Origin of the sequence: Nocardiopsis sp. CNS-639, from assembly GCF_000381685.1 — a bacterium.
Classification (GTDB): Bacteria; Actinomycetota; Actinomycetes; order Streptosporangiales; family Streptosporangiaceae; genus Nocardiopsis; species Nocardiopsis dassonvillei.
In genome coordinates, this window is record NZ_KB906859.1 from 161,150 (window position 1) to 178,280 (window position 17,131).

At 73.0% G+C, this 17,131-nt stretch carries 15 protein-coding genes and 3 tRNA genes; 12 read left to right on the plus strand and 6 right to left on the minus strand.

Going from position 1 to position 17,131, the window contains the following annotated elements:
* The first annotated feature begins 44 nt into the window (after window positions 1-44).
* The 5 genes from G011_RS0111815 (at window position 45) to G011_RS0111835 (ending at window position 2,023) form a co-directional block, all read left to right on the plus strand.
* Window positions 45-116 (plus strand) — tRNA-Gln (locus tag G011_RS0111815).
* A gap of 51 nt (window positions 117-167) precedes the next feature.
* Window positions 168-240 (plus strand) — tRNA-Glu (locus tag G011_RS0111820).
* A 109-nt stretch (window positions 241-349) separates the two neighbouring features.
* Window positions 350-425: transfer RNA gene (locus G011_RS0111825), tRNA-Glu, on the plus strand.
* Between the two features lie 230 nt (window positions 426-655).
* A complete protein-coding gene (locus G011_RS0111830) occupies window positions 656-919 on the plus strand; it encodes a hypothetical protein (RefSeq protein WP_013151239.1) in 264 nt (87 codons plus the stop codon).
* A gap of 186 nt (window positions 920-1,105) precedes the next feature.
* Window positions 1,106-2,023, plus strand: coding sequence for an AlpA family transcriptional regulator (locus G011_RS0111835; RefSeq protein WP_013151240.1), 918 nt, complete (start codon window positions 1,106-1,108; stop codon window positions 2,021-2,023).
* A 138-nt stretch (window positions 2,024-2,161) separates the two neighbouring features.
* Here G011_RS0111835 and G011_RS0111840 read toward each other — a convergent pair whose 3' ends face one another.
* Window positions 2,162-2,848 carry an IclR family transcriptional regulator gene (locus tag G011_RS0111840; protein ID WP_019608647.1) on the minus strand — a complete coding sequence of 229 codons (687 nt, stop codon included), beginning with the start codon at window positions 2,846-2,848 and terminating at the stop codon, window positions 2,162-2,164.
* 153 nt (window positions 2,849-3,001) lie between these two features.
* On the opposite strand from G011_RS0111840, the gene leuC reads away from it, so the two are divergent.
* The 3 genes from leuC to G011_RS0111855 all read left to right on the plus strand — a co-directional run bounded on the left by leuC (window position 3,002) and on the right by G011_RS0111855 (window position 5,661).
* On the plus strand, window positions 3,002-4,408 hold the full coding sequence (gene leuC, locus G011_RS0111845) for a 3-isopropylmalate dehydratase large subunit (protein ID WP_019608648.1): 1,407 nt from the start codon (window positions 3,002-3,004) through the stop codon (window positions 4,406-4,408).
* Window positions 4,409-4,433: 25 nt separating this feature from the next.
* Window positions 4,434-5,030 (plus strand): 3-isopropylmalate dehydratase small subunit, encoded by a 597-nt coding sequence (gene leuD / locus G011_RS0111850; protein ID WP_013151243.1) that lies wholly within the window; start codon window positions 4,434-4,436, stop codon window positions 5,028-5,030.
* Window positions 5,031-5,379: 349 nt separating this feature from the next.
* Window positions 5,380-5,661 carry an HU family DNA-binding protein gene (locus G011_RS0111855; protein ID WP_013151244.1) on the plus strand — a complete coding sequence of 94 codons (282 nt, stop codon included), beginning with the start codon at window positions 5,380-5,382 and terminating at the stop codon, window positions 5,659-5,661.
* A 318-nt stretch (window positions 5,662-5,979) separates the two neighbouring features.
* On the opposite strand, the gene cofC is transcribed toward G011_RS0111855, so the two are convergent.
* Entirely contained in the window at window positions 5,980-6,672 is a 693-nt protein-coding gene (gene cofC, locus G011_RS0111860; RefSeq protein ID WP_051104354.1) for a 2-phospho-L-lactate guanylyltransferase, read from the minus strand.
* A 168-nt stretch (window positions 6,673-6,840) separates the two neighbouring features.
* On the opposite strand from cofC, the gene G011_RS0111865 reads away from it, so the two are divergent.
* Genes G011_RS0111865 through G011_RS0111880 form a run of 4 tightly spaced genes read left to right on the plus strand, consistent with a single transcriptional unit; the run spans window position 6,841 to window position 11,175 of the window.
* A complete protein-coding gene (locus G011_RS0111865; protein WP_026338224.1) occupies window positions 6,841-7,686 on the plus strand; it encodes a 1-acyl-sn-glycerol-3-phosphate acyltransferase in 846 nt (281 codons plus the stop codon).
* Between the two features lie 8 nt (window positions 7,687-7,694).
* On the plus strand, window positions 7,695-8,750 hold the full coding sequence (locus G011_RS0111870) for an NAD(P)H-dependent glycerol-3-phosphate dehydrogenase (protein WP_036552616.1): 1,056 nt from the start codon (window positions 7,695-7,697) through the stop codon (window positions 8,748-8,750).
* A gap of 11 nt (window positions 8,751-8,761) precedes the next feature.
* Window positions 8,762-9,991 carry a PLP-dependent aspartate aminotransferase family protein gene (locus tag G011_RS0111875; protein WP_026338225.1) on the plus strand — a complete coding sequence of 410 codons (1,230 nt, stop codon included), beginning with the start codon at window positions 8,762-8,764 and terminating at the stop codon, window positions 9,989-9,991.
* Window positions 9,992-10,050: 59 nt separating this feature from the next.
* On the plus strand, window positions 10,051-11,175 hold the full coding sequence (locus tag G011_RS0111880) for a D-alanine--D-alanine ligase family protein (RefSeq protein ID WP_019608653.1): 1,125 nt from the start codon (window positions 10,051-10,053) through the stop codon (window positions 11,173-11,175).
* A 265-nt stretch (window positions 11,176-11,440) separates the two neighbouring features.
* On the opposite strand, the gene G011_RS0111885 is transcribed toward G011_RS0111880, so the two are convergent.
* The 4 genes from G011_RS0111885 to cydD all read right to left on the minus strand — a co-directional run bounded on the left by G011_RS0111885 (window position 11,441) and on the right by cydD (window position 17,022).
* Complete coding sequence (locus tag G011_RS0111885) at window positions 11,441-12,292, minus strand: EI24 domain-containing protein (RefSeq protein ID WP_019608654.1); 852 nt, start codon at window positions 12,290-12,292, stop codon at window positions 11,441-11,443.
* A 59-nt stretch (window positions 12,293-12,351) separates the two neighbouring features.
* Window positions 12,352-13,131, minus strand: a complete 780-nt coding sequence (locus tag G011_RS0111890; RefSeq protein WP_026338226.1) for an RNA ligase family protein — start codon at window positions 13,129-13,131, stop codon at window positions 12,352-12,354.
* A gap of 340 nt (window positions 13,132-13,471) precedes the next feature.
* A complete protein-coding gene (cydC, locus tag G011_RS0111895) occupies window positions 13,472-15,238 on the minus strand; it encodes a thiol reductant ABC exporter subunit CydC (RefSeq protein WP_019608656.1) in 1,767 nt (588 codons plus the stop codon).
* Entirely contained in the window at window positions 15,235-17,022 is a 1,788-nt protein-coding gene (gene cydD, locus G011_RS0111900) for a thiol reductant ABC exporter subunit CydD (RefSeq protein ID WP_019608657.1), read from the minus strand. Before cydD ends, cydC begins: the two co-directional genes overlap by 4 nt.
* Window positions 17,023-17,131 lie beyond the last annotated feature (109 nt).

Consider the following 17,131-nt stretch of genomic DNA (forward strand, 5'->3'; position numbering starts at 1 on the left):
AGGGGGACGGGGAAGCGAAAGCGGACCGGGTCCTCCCAGAGCACTGGGGTATGGTGTAATCGGCAGCACGACTGATTCTGGTTCAGTTAGTCTAGGTTCGAGTCCTGGTACCCCAGCGCAGGTCAGCGTTGAGGCGCTGACCGCGCGGGTCGCAGACCCGAAAGCGCGCCCCCGTCGTCTAGTGGCCTAGGACGCCGCCCTCTCAAGGCGGTAACGGCGGTTCGAATCCGCTCGGGGGTACACAGAGGGAGAAGCTCTCACCAGGTGAGGGCTTTCTTTCTGGCCGGTGCACGCCACCGGTGTCCGGTTGGGGCGGGTATCTTGGTAGAGGTCCGCCCGGACCAGTCCGGCCCCCGTCGTCTAGTGGCCTAGGACGCCGCCCTCTCAAGGCGGTAACGGCGGTTCGAATCCGCTCGGGGGTACCAGCAGGCAAGGCTCCATCCACCAGGATGGGGCCTTTCGTGCTCTCCGGCCCCGGGAGCCCTCCGGAGCCGCGCGGGCCCCCCGGGCCGCGGAAGGCGGGTCCGCGGCGCTGAGACGCCCCTGGGATACTGGGTGGGCGCGGTTCCCCGACCCCTCAACCCCTGTCGGAGCGTATGAAGAGCGACCCTGCCTCCCCAGCCGTCCGGACCGGACCGGCGCCCCCGGGCGCGCCGTGACCGGCCGTGAGCTCGGCCCGGGCAACCACCAGGACAAGGAGCTGCGCGAGGTCCTCAAGGACCTGTGCGAACAGGGGTGGGTGCTGAGGCAGGAGGGACACTGGGGGCGTCTGTACTGCGACTGCGGCTGCACCCGCATCCAGGTCCCCGGGACGCCGCGCAACTCCGGCCGTGCCGCGCGCCGCATCCGGCAGGAGGCGCGGCGCTGCCCGATGCCCCCGGACGACCCCCGGCGGGGTGCGGGCGGACCCCGCGAGTGAGGACGGTCCGGGCTTAGGCGGTTCCGGCGGCCCAGGCCGTGGTGGGGCCCGGCCGTTCCGGGTATCCTTATGTTGACGTTTGCCAACGGGTGGGCGGCGCCCGGCGGGTTCGGTGGTGCCGCGGCCGTTGACCGCGGCCGGTAGCCCGGCGCACACCGGAGGACGCTCCGGAGGAAGGCGAGGCCGATGGCCGAGTACGAGTTCGTCTTCGTCGTGGACGGGTTCGACCTGGACGACCACGACACCGTCCAGGCCCTCAGCGAGAGCTTCGACGCCCTCGTCTCCTCCTGGCACGGGTCCCTGCGCCTGTCCGTGGCCGCGCTCGGCCCGGACGCGGTCACGGCGGCCAGGTCGCTGGTGGAGCGCGTCCACGTGACGGTGCCCGGCGTGCGGATCGTCCGCCTCGACCGGGAGCTGGTCGGGATCTCCGACATCGCCGAGATCACCGGTAGGAGCAGGCAGAACGTCGACCAGTGGGTCCGCGGGCAGCGGCACGACGGCGTCCCCTTCCCCGCGCCCGAGGCGGCCGTGGGCCGCTCCCTGGTGTGGCTGTGGTCCGAGGTCAACGCGTGGCTGCGCGGGATCGGCCTGGACGACGGTCAGCTGCGGCCCACGCGGACGGAGATGTCCGAGATCGACTGGCTGCTCCAGACCTCGCGCAAGGTCGAGCTCGCCCTGGTCCGCCACGCCAACAGCCCCGACGCGCGCCGGGTGGCCAGGCTGCTGGCCGCGCACGCCCGCACCACGCGCGAGTTCATCCACTACCTGGTGAAGAACCCGCGGGTGCGCGACGCCCGCGGCCGCTACACGGTGCTGGTCTGCTCGCCCCGGGACGAGGCGGTGGACGTCTTCCGCAGACTGGAGGCGTTCGAGCACCCGGTCGTGCTCGCCACGGTGACCAACCGCATCCACGCCCTGGTCATGGTCGACGGGGAGGGCGAGCGCGGTGACGCGACCGAGCTGGTGCCCGGGATGACCGTGCGCGACTGGCTGGGGATGATCGCCCTGTCGCCCGAGAGCGAGTTCACCGTCGCCTCGGAGGGCGCGTCCACCAAGACCGCGCCCATCACCGCGCGGTCGCCGATGGACCTCGTCGGCGCCTGAACCCGGGGCCGGTCCCCGGCGGCGGGCCGTCACGGAGGAGCTCCGCGCCCGCCCCGGGAAGGGCCGCCGCCGGCGCTTCACCACGGCCCCCTCCGGTGGGCCGCCTTCGGGGCGGCCCGCCGGGGTGGGGCGGCCCGGCTAGTGCGCGCCCTCGTAGCTGTGCAGGGACTCGCTGATCTTCTCCGCCGCCGACAGGACCGCCTGGGAGTGGATGCGGCCGGGGGAGCGGGTCAGGCGCTCTATGGGGCCCGACACCGACACGGCGGCGATCACGCGCCCCCCGGGGCCCGACACCGGCGCGGACACCGAGGCCACGCCCTGCTCGCGCTCGGCCACGCTCTGGGCCCACCTGCGGCGGCGCACCTGGGCCAGGCTGGCCGCCGTGAACCGCGCCCCCAGCAGGGATCGGCGGATGCGGTCGGAGTCCTCCCAGGCCAGCAGCACCTGGGCGGCCGAACCGGCGTTCATGGGCAACTCGCTGCCGACCGGGACCGTGTCGCGCAGCCCGCTGCTGCGCTCGGAGGCGGCCACGCACACCCGCAGGTCCCCCTGGCGGCGGTAGAGCTGCGCGCTCTCCCCGGTCAGGTCGCGCAGCTGCACCAGGACGGGGGAGGCCACGGCCAGCAGCCGGTCCTCGCCGGTCGCTATCGACAGCTCACCCAGGCGCGGGCCCAGCACGAAGCGCCCCTGGCTGTCGCGGGTGACCATGCGGTGGCGCTCCAGCGCCACCGCCAGCCGGTGGGCCGTCGGCCGGGCCAGACCGGTGATCTGTACCAACTGGGCCAGGGACGCCGGTCCCGACTCCAGGGCGTCGAGGACGGACATGGTCTTGTCCAGGACACCGACGCCGCTGGATGAGCTAGAGTTGTCCATGGCTTGATATTGCCGTCTCGAAATATGGAATGCAAGTCAGGCCGCAGTCCGCGCAGGGCTCCACACGAGACGCGCCCGAGACGATTACGAGAGAGGCGATCGCCCATGGCACGCACGATGGCCGAGAAGGTCTGGGAGGAGCACGTCGTCCGGCGTGCCGACGGCGAGCCGGACCTGCTCTACATCGACCTCCACCTCGTCCACGAGGTGACCAGCCCGCAGGCCTTCGAGGGCCTGCGCCTGGCGGGCCGGTCCGTGCGCCGCCCGGACCTGACCATCGCCACCGAGGACCACAACGTCCCCACCCGGGACCTGCTGGCCCCCATCGCCGACCCGGTCTCCCGCAAGCAGGTCGAGACGCTGCGCAAGAACTGCTCCGACTTCGGCGTGCGGCTGCACCCGATGGGCGACATCGAGCAGGGCGTGGTGCACGTGGTCGGCCCCCAGCTGGGCCTGACCCAGCCGGGCATGACCATCGTCTGCGGTGACAGCCACACCAGCACCCACGGCGCGTTCGGCGCCCTGGCGTTCGGTATCGGCACCAGCCAGGTCGAGCACGTCCTGGCCACCCAGACCCTGCCGATGGCCCCCTTCAAGACGATGGCCGTCACGGTGAACGGCACGCTGCGGCCGGGAGTGTCCGCCAAGGACGTCATCCTCGCGGTCATCGCCAAGATCGGCACCGGCGGCGGCCAGGGCTACGTCATCGAGTACCGGGGCGAGGCCATCGAGGCCCTGTCCATGGAAGCCCGTATGACCGTGTGCAACATGTCCATCGAGGCGGGCGCCCGCGCCGGGATGATCGCCCCGGACCAGACCACGTTCGACTACATCCGCGGCCGGGCGCACGCGCCGCAGGGCGAGGACTTCGACGCCGCGGTCGAGCACTGGAAGAGCCTGCGCACCGACGAGGGCGCGGTCTTCGACGCCGAGGTCGTGCTGGACGCCGACGAGCTCAGCCCGTTCGTCACCTGGGGCACCAACCCCGGCCAGGGCGTGCCGCTGGACGCCGCCGTGCCCGACCCCGCCTCGTTCGAGGACCCCTCCGCCCGCGCCGCCGCCGAGAAGGCCCTGGCCTACATGGACCTCGCGGCCGGAACGCCGATGCGCGAGGTGAGCGTGGACACCGTCTTCCTGGGCTCGTGCACCAACGGCCGCATCGAGGACCTGCGCGCCGCCGCCGAGATCATCCGCGGCCGCAGGGTGGCCGAGGGCGTGCGCATGCTCGTCGTCCCCGGCTCCATGCGGGTCAAGGAGCAGGCCAACGAGGAGGGCCTGGGCCGGGTCTTCGAGGAGGCCGGCGCCGAGTGGCGCGAGGCCGGATGCTCGATGTGCCTGGGCATGAACCCCGACCAGCTCAAGCCCGGCGAGCGCAGCGCCTCCACCTCCAACCGCAACTTCGAGGGCCGCCAGGGCCGCGGCGGACGCACCCACCTGGTGTCGCCGCAGGTCGCCGCCGCCACCGCGGTGCGCGGCACCCTGTCCTCGCCCGCCGACCTGGCCGCCCTCTAGCGCGCCCCGTTAGGAGAGACCTCTCATGGAGAAGTTCGACGTCCACACCGGTCGGGCCGTGCCGCTGCGCGCGAGCAACGTCGACACCGACCAGATCATCCCGGCCGTCTACCTCAAGCGGGTCAGCCGGACCGGCTTCGAGGACGGCCTGTTCGCCGAGTGGCGCAAGTCCGACCCCGACTTCGTCCTCAACCGCCCCGAGTACCAGGGCGCGTCCGTGCTGGTGGCCGGACCGGACTTCGGCACGGGCTCCTCGCGCGAGCACGCCGTGTGGGCGCTCCAGGACTACGGCTTCAAGACCGTGCTGTCCTCGCGCTTCGCCGACATCTTCCGCGGCAACTCGCTCAAGGGCGGTCTGCTGACGGTCCTGCTGGCCCAGGAGGTCATCGACCGCGTCTGGGCGGCCGTCGAGGCCGACCCCGCCACCGAGGTGACCGTGGACCTGGTCGAGCGCGAGGTACGGGTTCCGGCGGCGGACGTGCGGGAGCCCTTCGAGCTGGACGACTACACCCGCTGGCGGCTCCTGGAGGGCCTGGACGACATCGCCCTGACCCTGCGCCACACGGACGAGATCGGGGAGTTCGAGGGCACCCGCAAGCCCTGGCTGCCGGTGACCCTCTAGACACTGATCGGCTTCTGGGCCGGGGATTCGTGGCCTGTGTGACGCAGGCCACCCCCGGTCCAGAAATATTTTACCTTTACATGCTGTGAGCGCCTGCTTACGGGTCTTCCGTCCTTAAGCTCAGCGTGTCTCGTGCCCGGAATCCGGTTATACGTAGGCATTTGAGGCTCGCAGAAGGGGTCAAAAGGGACTGTAGCCGAGGGTGCCTCCGGTCTGGACCGGAGTCCCGCGGAAGCTGCCGCGCAGGTGGGGATGGGCCCGACACGCCCTGCCCGTAGGCGTTTGTATTTGTGTAAGGGCCTCTGCTTCCCCTAATTTCGTGCGAGCAAGGGGGAACCGGAGGAACCTTATGAACAAGCGTGACCTGATCGACGCGATCTCCGATCGGCTCGGAGACAAGAAGACCGCGACCGAAGCGGTCAACGCTGTGCTTGACACCATTCAGGCCACCGTGGCGTCGGGCGACAAGGTCGCCATCACCGGCTTCGGTGTTTTCGAGAAGTCCGAGCGCGCGGCCCGCACGGCCCGCAACCCCGCCACCGGCGCCACCATCAACGTCCCCGCGAGCTTCGTTCCGAAGTTCCGCGCTGGCGCTGACTTCAAGGCTCTGGTCAACGGCGACAAGAAGTAACCCGCCACCGCACGGCGACGGGTCCGTCCGCCCGGGTCCCCTTCGAGGGGCCCGGGCGGAACGCGTTTGTGGGCTCTGTGAGGTCCGTAGGACGCATGGGGAGTCCAGGAGGGGTGCGCCAGGGTCTTGTGAGGCTCATGTGGCGCAGGAGGAGTCCCAGGAGGGTGTGCAAGGGTCTCGTGAGGCTCATGGGACGCACGAGGAGCGCCAGGAAGGCGCGTCAGGGCCTCATGAGGCCCATGGGACGTATGAGGGGCGCCCCAAGGCCTTCCGCGGCGCCGAGCGGCGGGACGGGGCGTTCCGGGCCCTCAGGAGGGCTCAGGGCGCCTTCTGTGGACACAGACCGCCGTCCACGAGCTCCCACAACCCGCGCGTCCTGGGGCCCACGCCCAGCGCCACCGCGGCGCGCAGGTCCTCGAACGTGTCCACGTCGCGCCGCACCGACGCCACGTCCGGCACCACCAGCTCCCTGACGCCCCCGGACAGGTGGCGGGCCCGCGAGGGCCCCTCGAAGGCCGGGGTGAACGGGTGCCCGGGCGCGGCGGCGAACAGCGTCGTGCCCACACCGGGAGCATCCGGCAGGAAGGAGCGGCCGTGCCCGGCCGCCGCGTCCAGGACCCGCTCCAGTTCCTCGGGGCGCAGCGCGGGCAGGTCGGCGGACAGGGCGCACACCCCGAGCCCGGGCAGACGCCGCCGCGCGACGGCCGCCCCGTGCTCCAGCGCCGGGTTCAGCCCCGTGCCGGGCTCGCCGCCCACCACCACCGCGCCCAACCGGGCCAGTTCGGCGCCCGCGCGCGCGTCCTCGGTCACCGCGAACACCGCCGCCACCCCGGGGCAGGCCCGCGCCGCGGCCACCGTGTCGCAGGCGATGGCCAGCGCCAGGTCCTCGCGGCGGTCCCCCGCCACCGGGGCCAGCCGCGTCTTGGCGCGGCCGAGGCGCTTCACCGGGACGACCAGGGACCAGCGCGCCCCGGGGCGCGGCGCCCCGCCCTGTTCTCCACAGCCGGTCACGGTCCCCCCGGAACGTCGGTACGGCACGACAGTGACGAGGGTAGGCGTTCGGTGGGGAGCCGTCGGCTGCGACGCCCGCGACGGGCCGTATCCGCCGAACACGCCCTACACTGAATCGGTTGTGCTGTGCGGCCTCGACGGGCCCGGAGTGATGGAGTGAGGAGTCCCGTGGCCAAGCAACGAGAATCCCGGTGGGTGAAGGCGGTCGTCTCCCGGATCGTCCGGTTCGTCCTGTGGTTCGTGACCAAGCCGGACTGGAAGGGCACCGAGCACGTCCCCGCCAAGGGCGGCGCGATCATCGCCCTCAACCACCTGTCCCTCGCGGACCCGCTGACGGTCGCCCACTTCCTCTACATCGGCGCCCGGCGCTGGCCGACCTTCACCATGAAGGAGGGGGTCATGCGCATCCCCGTGGTGAGCGCGGTGGCCAGGAGCACCGGCCAGATCCCCGTCAAGCGCGGCAGCACCGACGCCGTCAAGGCGCTCCACGAGGCCGAGCTGGCGCTCACCCGGGACGGGGCCTCGGTGATCTTCTACCCCGAGGGCACCTGCACCCGGGACCCGGACCTGTGGCCGATGACCGCCAAGACCGGTGTGGCGCGCCTGGCCCTCACCACGGGCGTGCCCGTGGTCCCGGTGGCGCACTGGGGCGAGCAGCACATCATGCCCTACGGCACCAAGAAGGTCAGGCTGTTCCCGCGCAAGCGCGTGGAGTTCCTCGCCGGACCGCCCGTGGACCTGTCCCGGTTCCGGGACCAGCCGCTGACCGGAACGGTCCTGCGGGAGGCCACCGAGGCGATCATGGCCGACATCACCGCCCTCCAGGCGCGGATCCGCGGCGAGGAGCCGCCCGCGGTCCCCTACGACCCCAGGAAGGCGCGGGCCGCGGCCGCCGGGAGCGAGGAGCGGCCCCCCGTGGAGGGCGGCACGGCCGCCGCGGCGGACAGCACGGCACCGGCCGACGACCAGGCCGGGGCGAAGAGCGACAACGGCGGGAACAGCGTGGGGGCATGACGGAGCCGATGGGAAGCGACGACGTGAGGATCGCCGTTCTCGGCGCGGGATCGTGGGGCACCGTGTTCGCGAACATCATCGCGGACGCGGCCGACCTGACCAGGGAACGCCGTCCGGACGGCCCCGCCGCCGAGGTGGTCCTGTGGGGGCGGCGGTCCTCGGTGGTCGACGCGGTCAACGAGACCTCGCAGAACCCCGACTACTTCCCCGGGATCGCCCTCAACCCGCGCCTGCGCGCCACCACCGACGCCCCCAAGGCGCTGGCGGAGGCCGACGTGGTGGTGCTGGCGGTGCCGTCGCAGACGCTGCGGGCCAACCTCGTGGACTGGCGCCCCCACCTGCGAGAGGACGCGGTGGTCGTCAGCCTCATGAAGGGTGTGGAACTGGGCACCCGCATGCGGGTGAGCCAGATCATCGCCGAGGTCCTGGAGTACTCCGAGGAGCGCATCGCGGTCGTGTCGGGCCCCAACCTGGCCCGCGAGATCGCCGAACGCCAGCCCGCCACCGCCGTGGTCGCCTGCCCGCACGAACCGACGGCCGTGCGGCTCCAGAGCCTGTTCAAGTCGGCCTACTTCCGCCCCTACACCAGCACCGACCTGGTCGGGGTGGAGATCGGCGGCGCGATGAAGAACGTGATCGGCCTGGCCGTCGGCGTGGCCGAGGGCATGGGCTTCGGGGACAACACCAAGGCGTCCCTCATCACCCGCGGCCTGGCCGAGACCACGCGCCTGGCGGTGGCCCTGGGTGCGGACGAGCACACCCTGTCCGGCCTGGCCGGGATGGGTGACCTGGTCGCGACGTGCTCGTCGCCGCTGTCGCGAAACCGGACTTTCGGTGAGAAACTGGGCGCTGGCAAAACCCTCGAACAGGTCGTCGCGGAGACCAAGCAGACGGCCGAGGGGGTCAAGTCCTCCGAGTCCGTCCTGGAACTCGGATGGGCCCACGGGGTCGACATGCCGATCACCGAGGCCGTCGTCAAGATGATGCACCACGACCTGAGCCCGGCCGAGGCGCTGGCCGCCTTCATGGCGCGCAGCGCCAAGCCCGAGCGCTACGGGGTCTGAGAGCGAGCACGATGTCACACACACCAGGGTCCGCGGCGGGAGCCGGGGCCGAGGGCGAGTACACGCGGGCGGTCTCCCTCCCGCAGGCGCCGGTTCCCGCCGAGCGCCCGATGCGCATGCCCGTCCACCGGGCCACCACCTACGCGTTCGACACCTCCCAGGAGTACGCGGACGTGCTGGCGGGCACCCGGCCGGGCTACTCCTACGCGCGCATCGACAGCCCCACCGTGGACGCGTTCGCCGACGCCGTCGCGGCCCTGGAGGGCGCCGGTGTACCGGGTCCGGTGCGCGGACAGGCCTTCTCCTCGGGCATGGGCGCGCTCAGCACGGTGTTCATGGCGCTGACCGAGACCGGGTCGCACGTGGTGGCCTCGCAGTCCATCTACGGCAACACCCACTCGCTGCTGGACCGGCTGCTGCGCCGGTTCGGCGTGCGCACCGACTTCGTGGACATCACCGACCTCGACGCCGTGCGCGCCGCCGTGGGACCCGACACCCGGATGGTGTTCACCGAGACGCTGTCCAACCCCACCATGACCGTCTCCGACCTGCCCGAGCTGGCACGGATCTCCCACGAGGTCGGCGCCGCCCTGGTGGTGGACTCCACCTTCGCCTCCCCGGCCGTGTGCCGACCGCTGGAGCACGGCGCCGACGTGGTCGTGCACTCGGCCACCAAGTACATCGGAGGCCACAGCGACACCACCGGCGGCGTGGCCGTGGCCTCGCCCGACCTGATCGGGCGCATCCGCTCCGCGCGCGTGGATCTGGGCCCCTGCCTGGCCCCCGACGAGGCCTACCTGCTGCACCGGGGGCTGGAGACGCTGCCGCTGCGGGTGCAGCGCCAGTGCGAGAGCGCGGCGGCCCTCGCCGCGGCACTGGAGGGACACCCCCTGGTGGAGCGGGTGGACCACCCCTCGCTGACCTCCCACCCCCAGTCGGCGCTCGCCGGCAAGCTGTTCGACCGCGGCCGCTACGGCGCGGTCGTGACCGTGCACCCGCGCGGCGGACGCGAGGCCGGGATGGCCTTCGCCGACCGGCTGCGCGTGGCCACCATCGCCGCCTCGCTGGGCGGCACGCACACGCTCGCCGGACACGTCGCCTCCACGTCGCACCGCAGCATGAGCGAGCGGGAACTGGCCGCCGCGGGCATCTCCCCGGGGGCGGTGCGCTTCTCCGTCGGCCTGGAGGACCCCCGTGACCTCGTCGAGGACGCCCTGGCGGCCCTCGGCGGGGACAGCTGACACACCGCGGGGTTCCACCCGCTCCGGTTCCAACCAACGGCGAGATAGGGTCAGGCAGCATGTCGTCCGAACAGCGCAAGATTCGGGTGGCCGTCGTCTTCGGCGGGCGTAGCTCCGAACACGAGATCTCCTGCGTCACCGCGGGCAGCGTGCTGTCCGTCGTCGACCACGACCGCTACGAGATCGTGCCGGTCGGTATCACCCGTACGGGCAACTGGGTGCTGACCTCGGGCGACCCCGAGAGCCTGCGCATCGACGCGGGCACCAGAGCGCTGCCGTCGGTGTCCGAGGACGGCGTCGACCTCGCGCTGCCCTTCGACTCGGCGGGCCAGCTGATGGTCGTGGACCCGGTCAAGGGCCCCGAGCGCCTGGCCGGGGTGGACGTGGTGCTGCCGCTGCTGCACGGCCCCTTCGGCGAGGACGGCACCATCCAGGGGCTGTTCGAGATGATGGGCGTGCGCTACGCCGGGGCCGGGGTGTTCTCCAGCTCCGCCTCCATGGACAAGGTCTTCATGAAGGCCATGCTGCGCGGCAACGGCATCCCCACCAGCGACTTCGTGGCCATCACCGACCGCCAGTGGCGCACCGAGCGCAAGAGGGTGCTGGACGACGTGGCCGAGCTGGGCGCCACCGTGTTCGTCAAGCCCGCCCGCGCGGGCAGCAGCGTCGGCATCAGCAAGGTGGAGGACTCCTCCGACGCCGACGCGGTGGTCGCCGCGATCGAGGCCGCCCGCGAGCACGACCCCAAGGTCCTGGTGGAGGCCCAGGTCGTGGGCCGCGAGGTGGAGTGCGGCGTGCTGGAGTCCGAGGACGGCGGTACGCCCGACGTGTCCCTCCCGGCCGAGGTGCACGTCGCTGACGGCTTCGACTTCTACGATTTCGAGGCCAAGTACCTGTCCACGAGCAGCCTGACCATTCCGGCCGAGCTCCCCGAGGAGGCCACGGCGCGTCTGCGCGCGCTGGCCGCCGAGGTGTTCGAGGCGATGGGGTGCGAGGGCCTGGCCCGAGTGGACTTCTTCTACACCGAGGACGGCGACATCCTCGTCAACGAGCTCAACACCATGCCCGGCTTCACCCCGGCGTCGGCCTTCCCGCAGATGTGGGCCGCCACCGGCGTGGACTACGCGGCCCTGGTGGAGCGGATGATCTCCACGGCGCTGCGCCGCGCCCCCGGCCTGCGGTAGTAGGAGCCCTCTCCGGGCGGGCGAAGGTCCGGGCCGGGATCTCCACAGGCGGGCGACCGGACGGTTGCCCGCCTTCGGCGTCCCCGAGGACACTGGTACACGGGGGGTGGCCCCCGGGTGCACGGGCCCGCGGAGGTCCCTCCGCGAGCCTACGCCCACCGCGACCGAGCCACCAGCCCTTCCCGCCAGCCTGTGGACGGCCCCCCGGCTCCGGCTGGCGGAACGCTGATCGCCGCCGGTGGCGCCGGGGGGGGTCCGGCTCCGGTCAGCCCCGACCGTGTCCGCCCGGGAAGGAGCCGCCGGGAAGCTGCCCGTCCGGAGAGCCCGACCCCGGCAGGGGGCTCTTGGGGTCCGGCCGGTGCGGCGGGGTGGGGACCAGCTCGCGGGTGAGGAGCACCGCGCCCGCGGTGGCGGCGGGGAAGACCACGACCGCCAGGAACGGGATCGCCAACAGGAAGTACGTCGGCACCGCGTAGCCCAGCACCCGCGCCCGCCGCGTGCCCATGTACCGGCGCCGCTCGCGGATGGTCGTCAACCCGCGCCGGTCGAACGCGCTCGCCAGCAGCTCGACCGCCAGCAGCCACCCGCCCAGCACGGCGGCCAGCACCGGACCGGCCACCTGCCCCACCAGCGGGATGAAACCGATCGCGAACACGAACACCGTCACCAGCAGGGACACCGCCACGACCGCCAGCGACTGCCGGACGGCCCGCCACATCGACGCCATCAGCGGCTCGTCGAGCTCGCCGGGGTCGTTGCCCAGCTCCTTCTCGACCAGTTCGGTGACCTTGTCGTAGATCGGCCCGCCCAGGGTCAGCGTGACCGTCGTGAACGCGACCACCATCAGCAGGAGCGACCCGGCCAGGACCGCCACGGACACGGCACCGCGCAGCAGTCCCTGCCACAGGGGGTCCCAGCCGTCGGCGAAGGGCGTCGCCCAGTCGGCCAGGCCGGTCAGGTTCACCACCAGGAGCACGAACAACGCCAGGAACACCAGCGACGTGATCAGGGCGGGAAGGGCGCCGAGCAGGAACAGGCGCGGTTTACGCAACAGCAGGGTGAAGCCGCGCAGGAGGGCGCCGACGCCACCGAGGAACTCACGAACAGGATTGGCCACGGGGGAACCCTAGAGGAGACCGCTCCCGCTGTCAGATCCGGGCCCGGCGCCCCCGGCCGTCATCCTCCGCGCTGGGACCGGCGCTTGAGCGTGCGCCGGTAGTCCTGGAAGCGGGCCTTGGCGATCACCGACCGGTCCGTGGTGCGCAGCACGATCCCCTCCGCCCGGCCGCCAGCGCCCCCGTCCAGCGCCACCCGGGTGCCCGGCAGGTGTTCGGCGACGAACTCCGAGGTCGCGGCGACGCCTTGGGGCAGCTTGTCGGCGGGCACGGTGGCGAGCCGGGGTGTGAGCTCGATCCCCTCGCGCTCGGCGAGCCGGGAGAGCGCGCCCTCGGGGAGGAAGTCCTGGCCCCCGCCCTCGCGCCAGGCGGAGACCTCCTGACGCTGCCGGGACAGCACCTCGGCCGGGACGGCCGCCGAGTCGAACATCCGGTACCCGACGGCGCGGTCGCCGGTGTACTCGCGGCTGGCCGCGGTGACCCTGCCCCCGTACACCTCCAGGTAGTGGACGGCGACCCCGGACATCGGAGGGGTGATCCGGTCGGCCAGGGCGCGCAGGGCATCGACGATGCCCAGGGCGGGGTTCCCGATCAGGTCGCCCCTGGCGTACAGCAGCTCCTCGCGGCTGCCCAGCACGTAGTCCCCGGAGGGAAAGGAGACAATACGGGCATTCGTCCCATCCACTTTCTCGGTCAATACGACGTCACCGGTGAAGGCGGTGACCTCCTCCAGCAGGCCCCCGTTCTTGGGATCGAGGGTGTGGTAAGTGGGAATGCTGGGGTACTTGGTGGCGGAGTTGAGAACGGACAGGTCGAGCGCGCGCAGGTCGGGGTCGGTCATGATCACTCCAGGGGGCTCATCCGGCTCATCGGGCTCGCCCGTTCCAAACGGTCTGTCGGGGCGGCACGGTGGGACGGTATCCCAGTGCCGCCCGTCCCGTCCCCCCGTTTTCGGCCAGCCCCCCGCACGCGTGCGCCGCGGACTCCGGGGGAGTACGGCCTGTCCACAGGCGCGAACCAGGGGTGGTGGTGGAGGGCCGGGCGGGGCATGCTCGTGATGGGGGCTCCTGCCGGTCCCACGGCGCGGTACGCGCCCCCGTACCAAGGTCTGCCCCGACGTCCGCCGCCTCGAACACCGTCGCCCGAGCCTGTGGACAGGTGTGCCGGTTCCCCGGCCTCGGTCAGTCCGCGCTGACGTCGCGGTACCAGCCCTCCTGCCGGGACAGCTCCTCGTGCGTGCCCTGCTGGATCACCCGGCCGTCGCGCACCACGTAGATCCGGTCCACGCGGTCCAGGCCCGTCAGGTCGTGCGTGACCAGCAGGGTGGAGTACCCCTCGGCCGCGGCTAGCAGGTCCTCCACCACCGCGTCGCGCGTGTCCGGGTCCAGGTGGGCGGTCGGCTCGTCCAGCACCAGCACCCGGGGCGCCGCCAGCAGGGCGCGGGCCAGTGCCAGCCGCTGCACCATCCCGCCGCTCAGGCCCAGGCCGTGCGTGCCCACCCGCGTGTCCAGCCCCTTGGGCATCGCCGTCACCTCGTCGGCCAGCCGCGCGCGCCGCAGCGCCTCCCACAGCTCCTCGTCCTCCGCGCCGGGCCGGGCCAGCCGCAGATTCTCCCGCAGCGTCGAGGCGAACACGTGCGGGTCCTGCGGCACCCCCGACACCACCCCGCGCACCTCGTCGGCCGGGTAGGACGTGACGTCCTCCCCGCCGATCTCCACCAGGCCGCCGTCCGGATCGCGGAACCGCAGCAGCACCGAAGCCAGTGTGCTCTTGCCCGCGCCGCTGGGACCGATCACCGCCACCGTCCATCCGGCGGGGATCTCCAGGTCCACCCCGTCCAGCGCCCACGGTTCCCCTGGTCCGTAGCGCACTCGCAGGTCACGTACCCGCACCGTCGCCTCCCCGTGCGGATCCAGGCCCGTGCGCGTGGGCGCGGCGACCGCGGGCGGGGTGTCCAGGACCCCGAACAGCCTGGCGCCGCTCGCCCGGATCGCCCCCAGCCTTGCCGCCACGGCGGGCAGCGGCGCCACGATCTCGAACGCCGCCAGCGTCACCAGCACCAGCACCGCCAGAGACACCGCGTCCAGCGTCCCGCCCGCCACGGCGGCCACGCCCAGGAACAGCGCGCCCCACACGGTCAGCCCGGTGATCAGCGCGCTCGCCCCGGCGCCCAGCCCCAGGATCGCGGAGTCCCTGCGCGCCAGCCGGGTCAGCTCCTCGTCGGCCGCGTACACCCGCGCCACCTGCCGGTCCATGGCGCCGTAGGCGACCAGGTCGGGCGCCCCGTGCAGGGTGTCCACCAGGGTCGTCGACAGCTCCCCGCGCGCTCTGGCCTGGCGCCTGCCCGGTTCCCGGCCCAGCGCGGCCGCGGCCAGCGGCACCGCCAGCCCCGCCAGCAGCAGGCCCGCCGCCAGCAGCAGCCCTCCCGGGACGTACAGCGCGGTCAGGACCAGCACCGTGACACCGCCCGTCACCACCGAGACCAGGGGCGGCGTCAGGCCGCGCACCAGCAGGTCCAGGGTGGCCTCGGTGTCGTTGACCAGTCGGGACACCAGGTCGCCGGACCGGAAGCGGCCGAACGGCTCGGTCCCGGCGAGCCGCTCGTACACCCGCACCCTGACCTCGGCCAGCGTGCGGAACGCGGCGTCGTGGGTGACCAGCCGCTCCAGGTAGCGGGCCACTCCGCGGCCCACGCCCAGCGCGCGGGTGGCGACCACGGCCACGCCCAGCGCGGTGATGGGCGGGTGGTCGGCGGCGGTGGCCAGCATCCACGCGGCCACGCCCAGCAGGGCCACGGCCGCGCCGGTCGCTGCGGCGCCCAGCAGCACGCCGAGCGCGAAGCGGCCCCCGCGGGGCCGGGCCAGGGCCGTCATCCGCAGCAGCGGGTCGCGGCGGCGTTCGCGTTCGGGCACCCGGAGCGTGTCGGGGGCGGCGGTGTCGGCGCTCATCGCGACACGTTCCCTTCCTGGGTCGGCAGCGGTAGCGACGCGGTCCGCAGGGTGTCCCCGAGGACGCCGCGCGCCCACCCGGTGTCGTGGGCGACGATGACGGCTGTCCGTCCCTCCAGGAGCCGGGCGACAGCCGTGCGCACCGCCGCGGCGCTCTCCGGGTCCAGGTGGGCGGTGGGCTCGTCCAGCAGGACGAGCGGGGCGTCCCGGCACAGCGCCCGCGCCAGCGCGATCCGCTGCCTCTGCCCGGCCGACAGCCGGGCGCCGCGCTCACCGAGACGGGTGTCGTAGCCGTCGGGGAGGGCGCGGACGAACGCGTCGGCCTCGGCCAGCCGGGCCGCCTCGCGGACCCGCTCCAGGGAGGCGTCGGGCGCGCCCAGCCGGATGTTGTCGGCCACGGACACGTCGAACAGGTAGGGGTTCTGGGGGACCCAGGCGGTGCCGAGGCGCCAGTCGTCGGCGTCGATCCCGTCCAAGGGCTCCCACCGCCCGCCCGGCGCGCGCACGCTGACGCGCCCGCGGGTGGGCTCGTTCAGCCTCAGCAGCAGTGACAGCAGGGTGGACTTGCCCGCCCCGCTGGGGCCGGTGAGCAGCAGGTGCTCCCCGGCCGCCACCTCCAGGTCCAGTCCGGACAGGGCGGGCACGTCCCGTCCGGGGTAGAGCAGTTCCACGTCCTCGAAGCGGATGTCGCCCCCGGCCGCGGGGGCGGGTCGGCCGGTCGCCGGGGCGGGGGAGGAGGAGCGGCCGGATCCCGCCGCCGGGCCCTCGGCGGTGTCGTCGGAGGCTGCGGCCCCGGCCCGCGCCGCTTCGCGTCCGCGTTCCAGCTCGGTGAACACCTGCTCGGCGGCGGACACGCCCTCCATGCTCGCGTGGAACCGGGCGCCCACCTCCCGCAGCGGCAGATAGGCCTCCGGCGCCAGGATCAGCACCAGCAGCGCCGTCTGGTAGTCCATGTGGCCGCCCAGCAGGCGCAGGCCCACCTCCACCGCGACCAGCGCCACCGCCAGGGTGGACAGCAGCTCCAGCGCGAACGCCGACAGGAAGGCGATCCGCAGCGTCCCCATCGCCGCCCGCCGGTGGTCCTCGCCCACCCGGCGCAGGATCTCGGCCTGCGCCTTGGCCCGGCGGAACACGGCCAGGGTCGGCAGCCCCTCCACCACGTCCAGGAAGTGCCCGCCCAGACGGCTCAGCAGCTTCCACTGCCGGTCGGTGCGCTGCTGGGTATGCATGCCGATCAGCGCCATGAACACCGGGATCAGCGGCACCGTCACCAGGATGACGATCCCCGAGATCCAGTCGGCCCAGAACACCACCGCCAGCACGGCGAGCGGCACGATCGCGGCCAGGACCAGCTGGGGCAGGTAGCGGGCGAAGTAGTCGTCGAGCGCGTCCAGGCCACGGGTGGCCAGGGTGACCAGCTCTCCCGCCTTGGGTGAGCCCTGTTCGCCGCCGGGTTCGGCGGCCCACACCCTGCCCGATCCGGTCACGTGCGCCACCAGTCGGCGGCGCAGCTGCGACTTGGTGCGCGCTGCGCTGTGCAGCGCGGAGGTCTCGGCCACGTAGGACAGCAGGGCCCGGACCACGGCGACGGCCGCGACCGCGCCGACCACCCAGCCCAGGGTGTCCAGCCCCTCGCCCCGCCAGGCGCCGGTGACGGCGCGGGCCAGCAGCCAGGCCTGGACCAGGATCAGGCCGGTGATGAGCACTCCGCTGGCCACGGAGACGGCCAGGTGCGCGCGTACCGCGCTGGCGGTGCGCACCAGGCGCGGGTCAAGGGGCTTCATAGGCGCGGGACCTCACGACGTCGTTCGGGTCGGGTGCACGGCTGACCCGGAGTGGCTGGGGCCTTCACGGTGGCACGGTGCCGTCCAGGCTGGCCGGAGCGGGCGCGAC

Excerpts from the sequence above, each read along its gene's own strand:
- G011_RS0111835 (WP_013151240.1), top strand. The coding sequence starts at position 1,106 with ATGGCCGAGTACGAGTTCGTCTTCGTCGTGGACGGGTTCGACCTGGAC.
- G011_RS0111840 (WP_019608647.1), bottom strand. The coding sequence starts at position 2,848 with ATGTCCGTCCTCGACGCCCTGGAGTCGGGACCGGCGTCCCTGGCCCAG.
- leuC (WP_019608648.1), top strand. The coding sequence starts at position 3,002 with ATGGCACGCACGATGGCCGAGAAGGTCTGGGAGGAGCACGTCGTCCGG.
- leuD (WP_013151243.1), top strand. The coding sequence starts at position 4,434 with ATGGAGAAGTTCGACGTCCACACCGGTCGGGCCGTGCCGCTGCGCGCG.
- G011_RS0111855 (WP_013151244.1), top strand. The coding sequence starts at position 5,380 with ATGAACAAGCGTGACCTGATCGACGCGATCTCCGATCGGCTCGGAGAC.
- G011_RS0111870 (WP_036552616.1), top strand. The coding sequence starts at position 7,695 with ATGGGAAGCGACGACGTGAGGATCGCCGTTCTCGGCGCGGGATCGTGG.
- G011_RS0111875 (WP_026338225.1), top strand. The coding sequence starts at position 8,762 with ATGTCACACACACCAGGGTCCGCGGCGGGAGCCGGGGCCGAGGGCGAG.
- G011_RS0111880 (WP_019608653.1), top strand. The coding sequence starts at position 10,051 with ATGTCGTCCGAACAGCGCAAGATTCGGGTGGCCGTCGTCTTCGGCGGG.
- G011_RS0111890 (WP_026338226.1), bottom strand. The coding sequence starts at position 13,131 with ATGACCGACCCCGACCTGCGCGCGCTCGACCTGTCCGTTCTCAACTCC.
- cydC (WP_019608656.1), bottom strand. The coding sequence starts at position 15,238 with ATGAGCGCCGACACCGCCGCCCCCGACACGCTCCGGGTGCCCGAACGC.
- cydD (WP_019608657.1), bottom strand. The coding sequence starts at position 17,022 with ATGAAGCCCCTTGACCCGCGCCTGGTGCGCACCGCCAGCGCGGTACGC.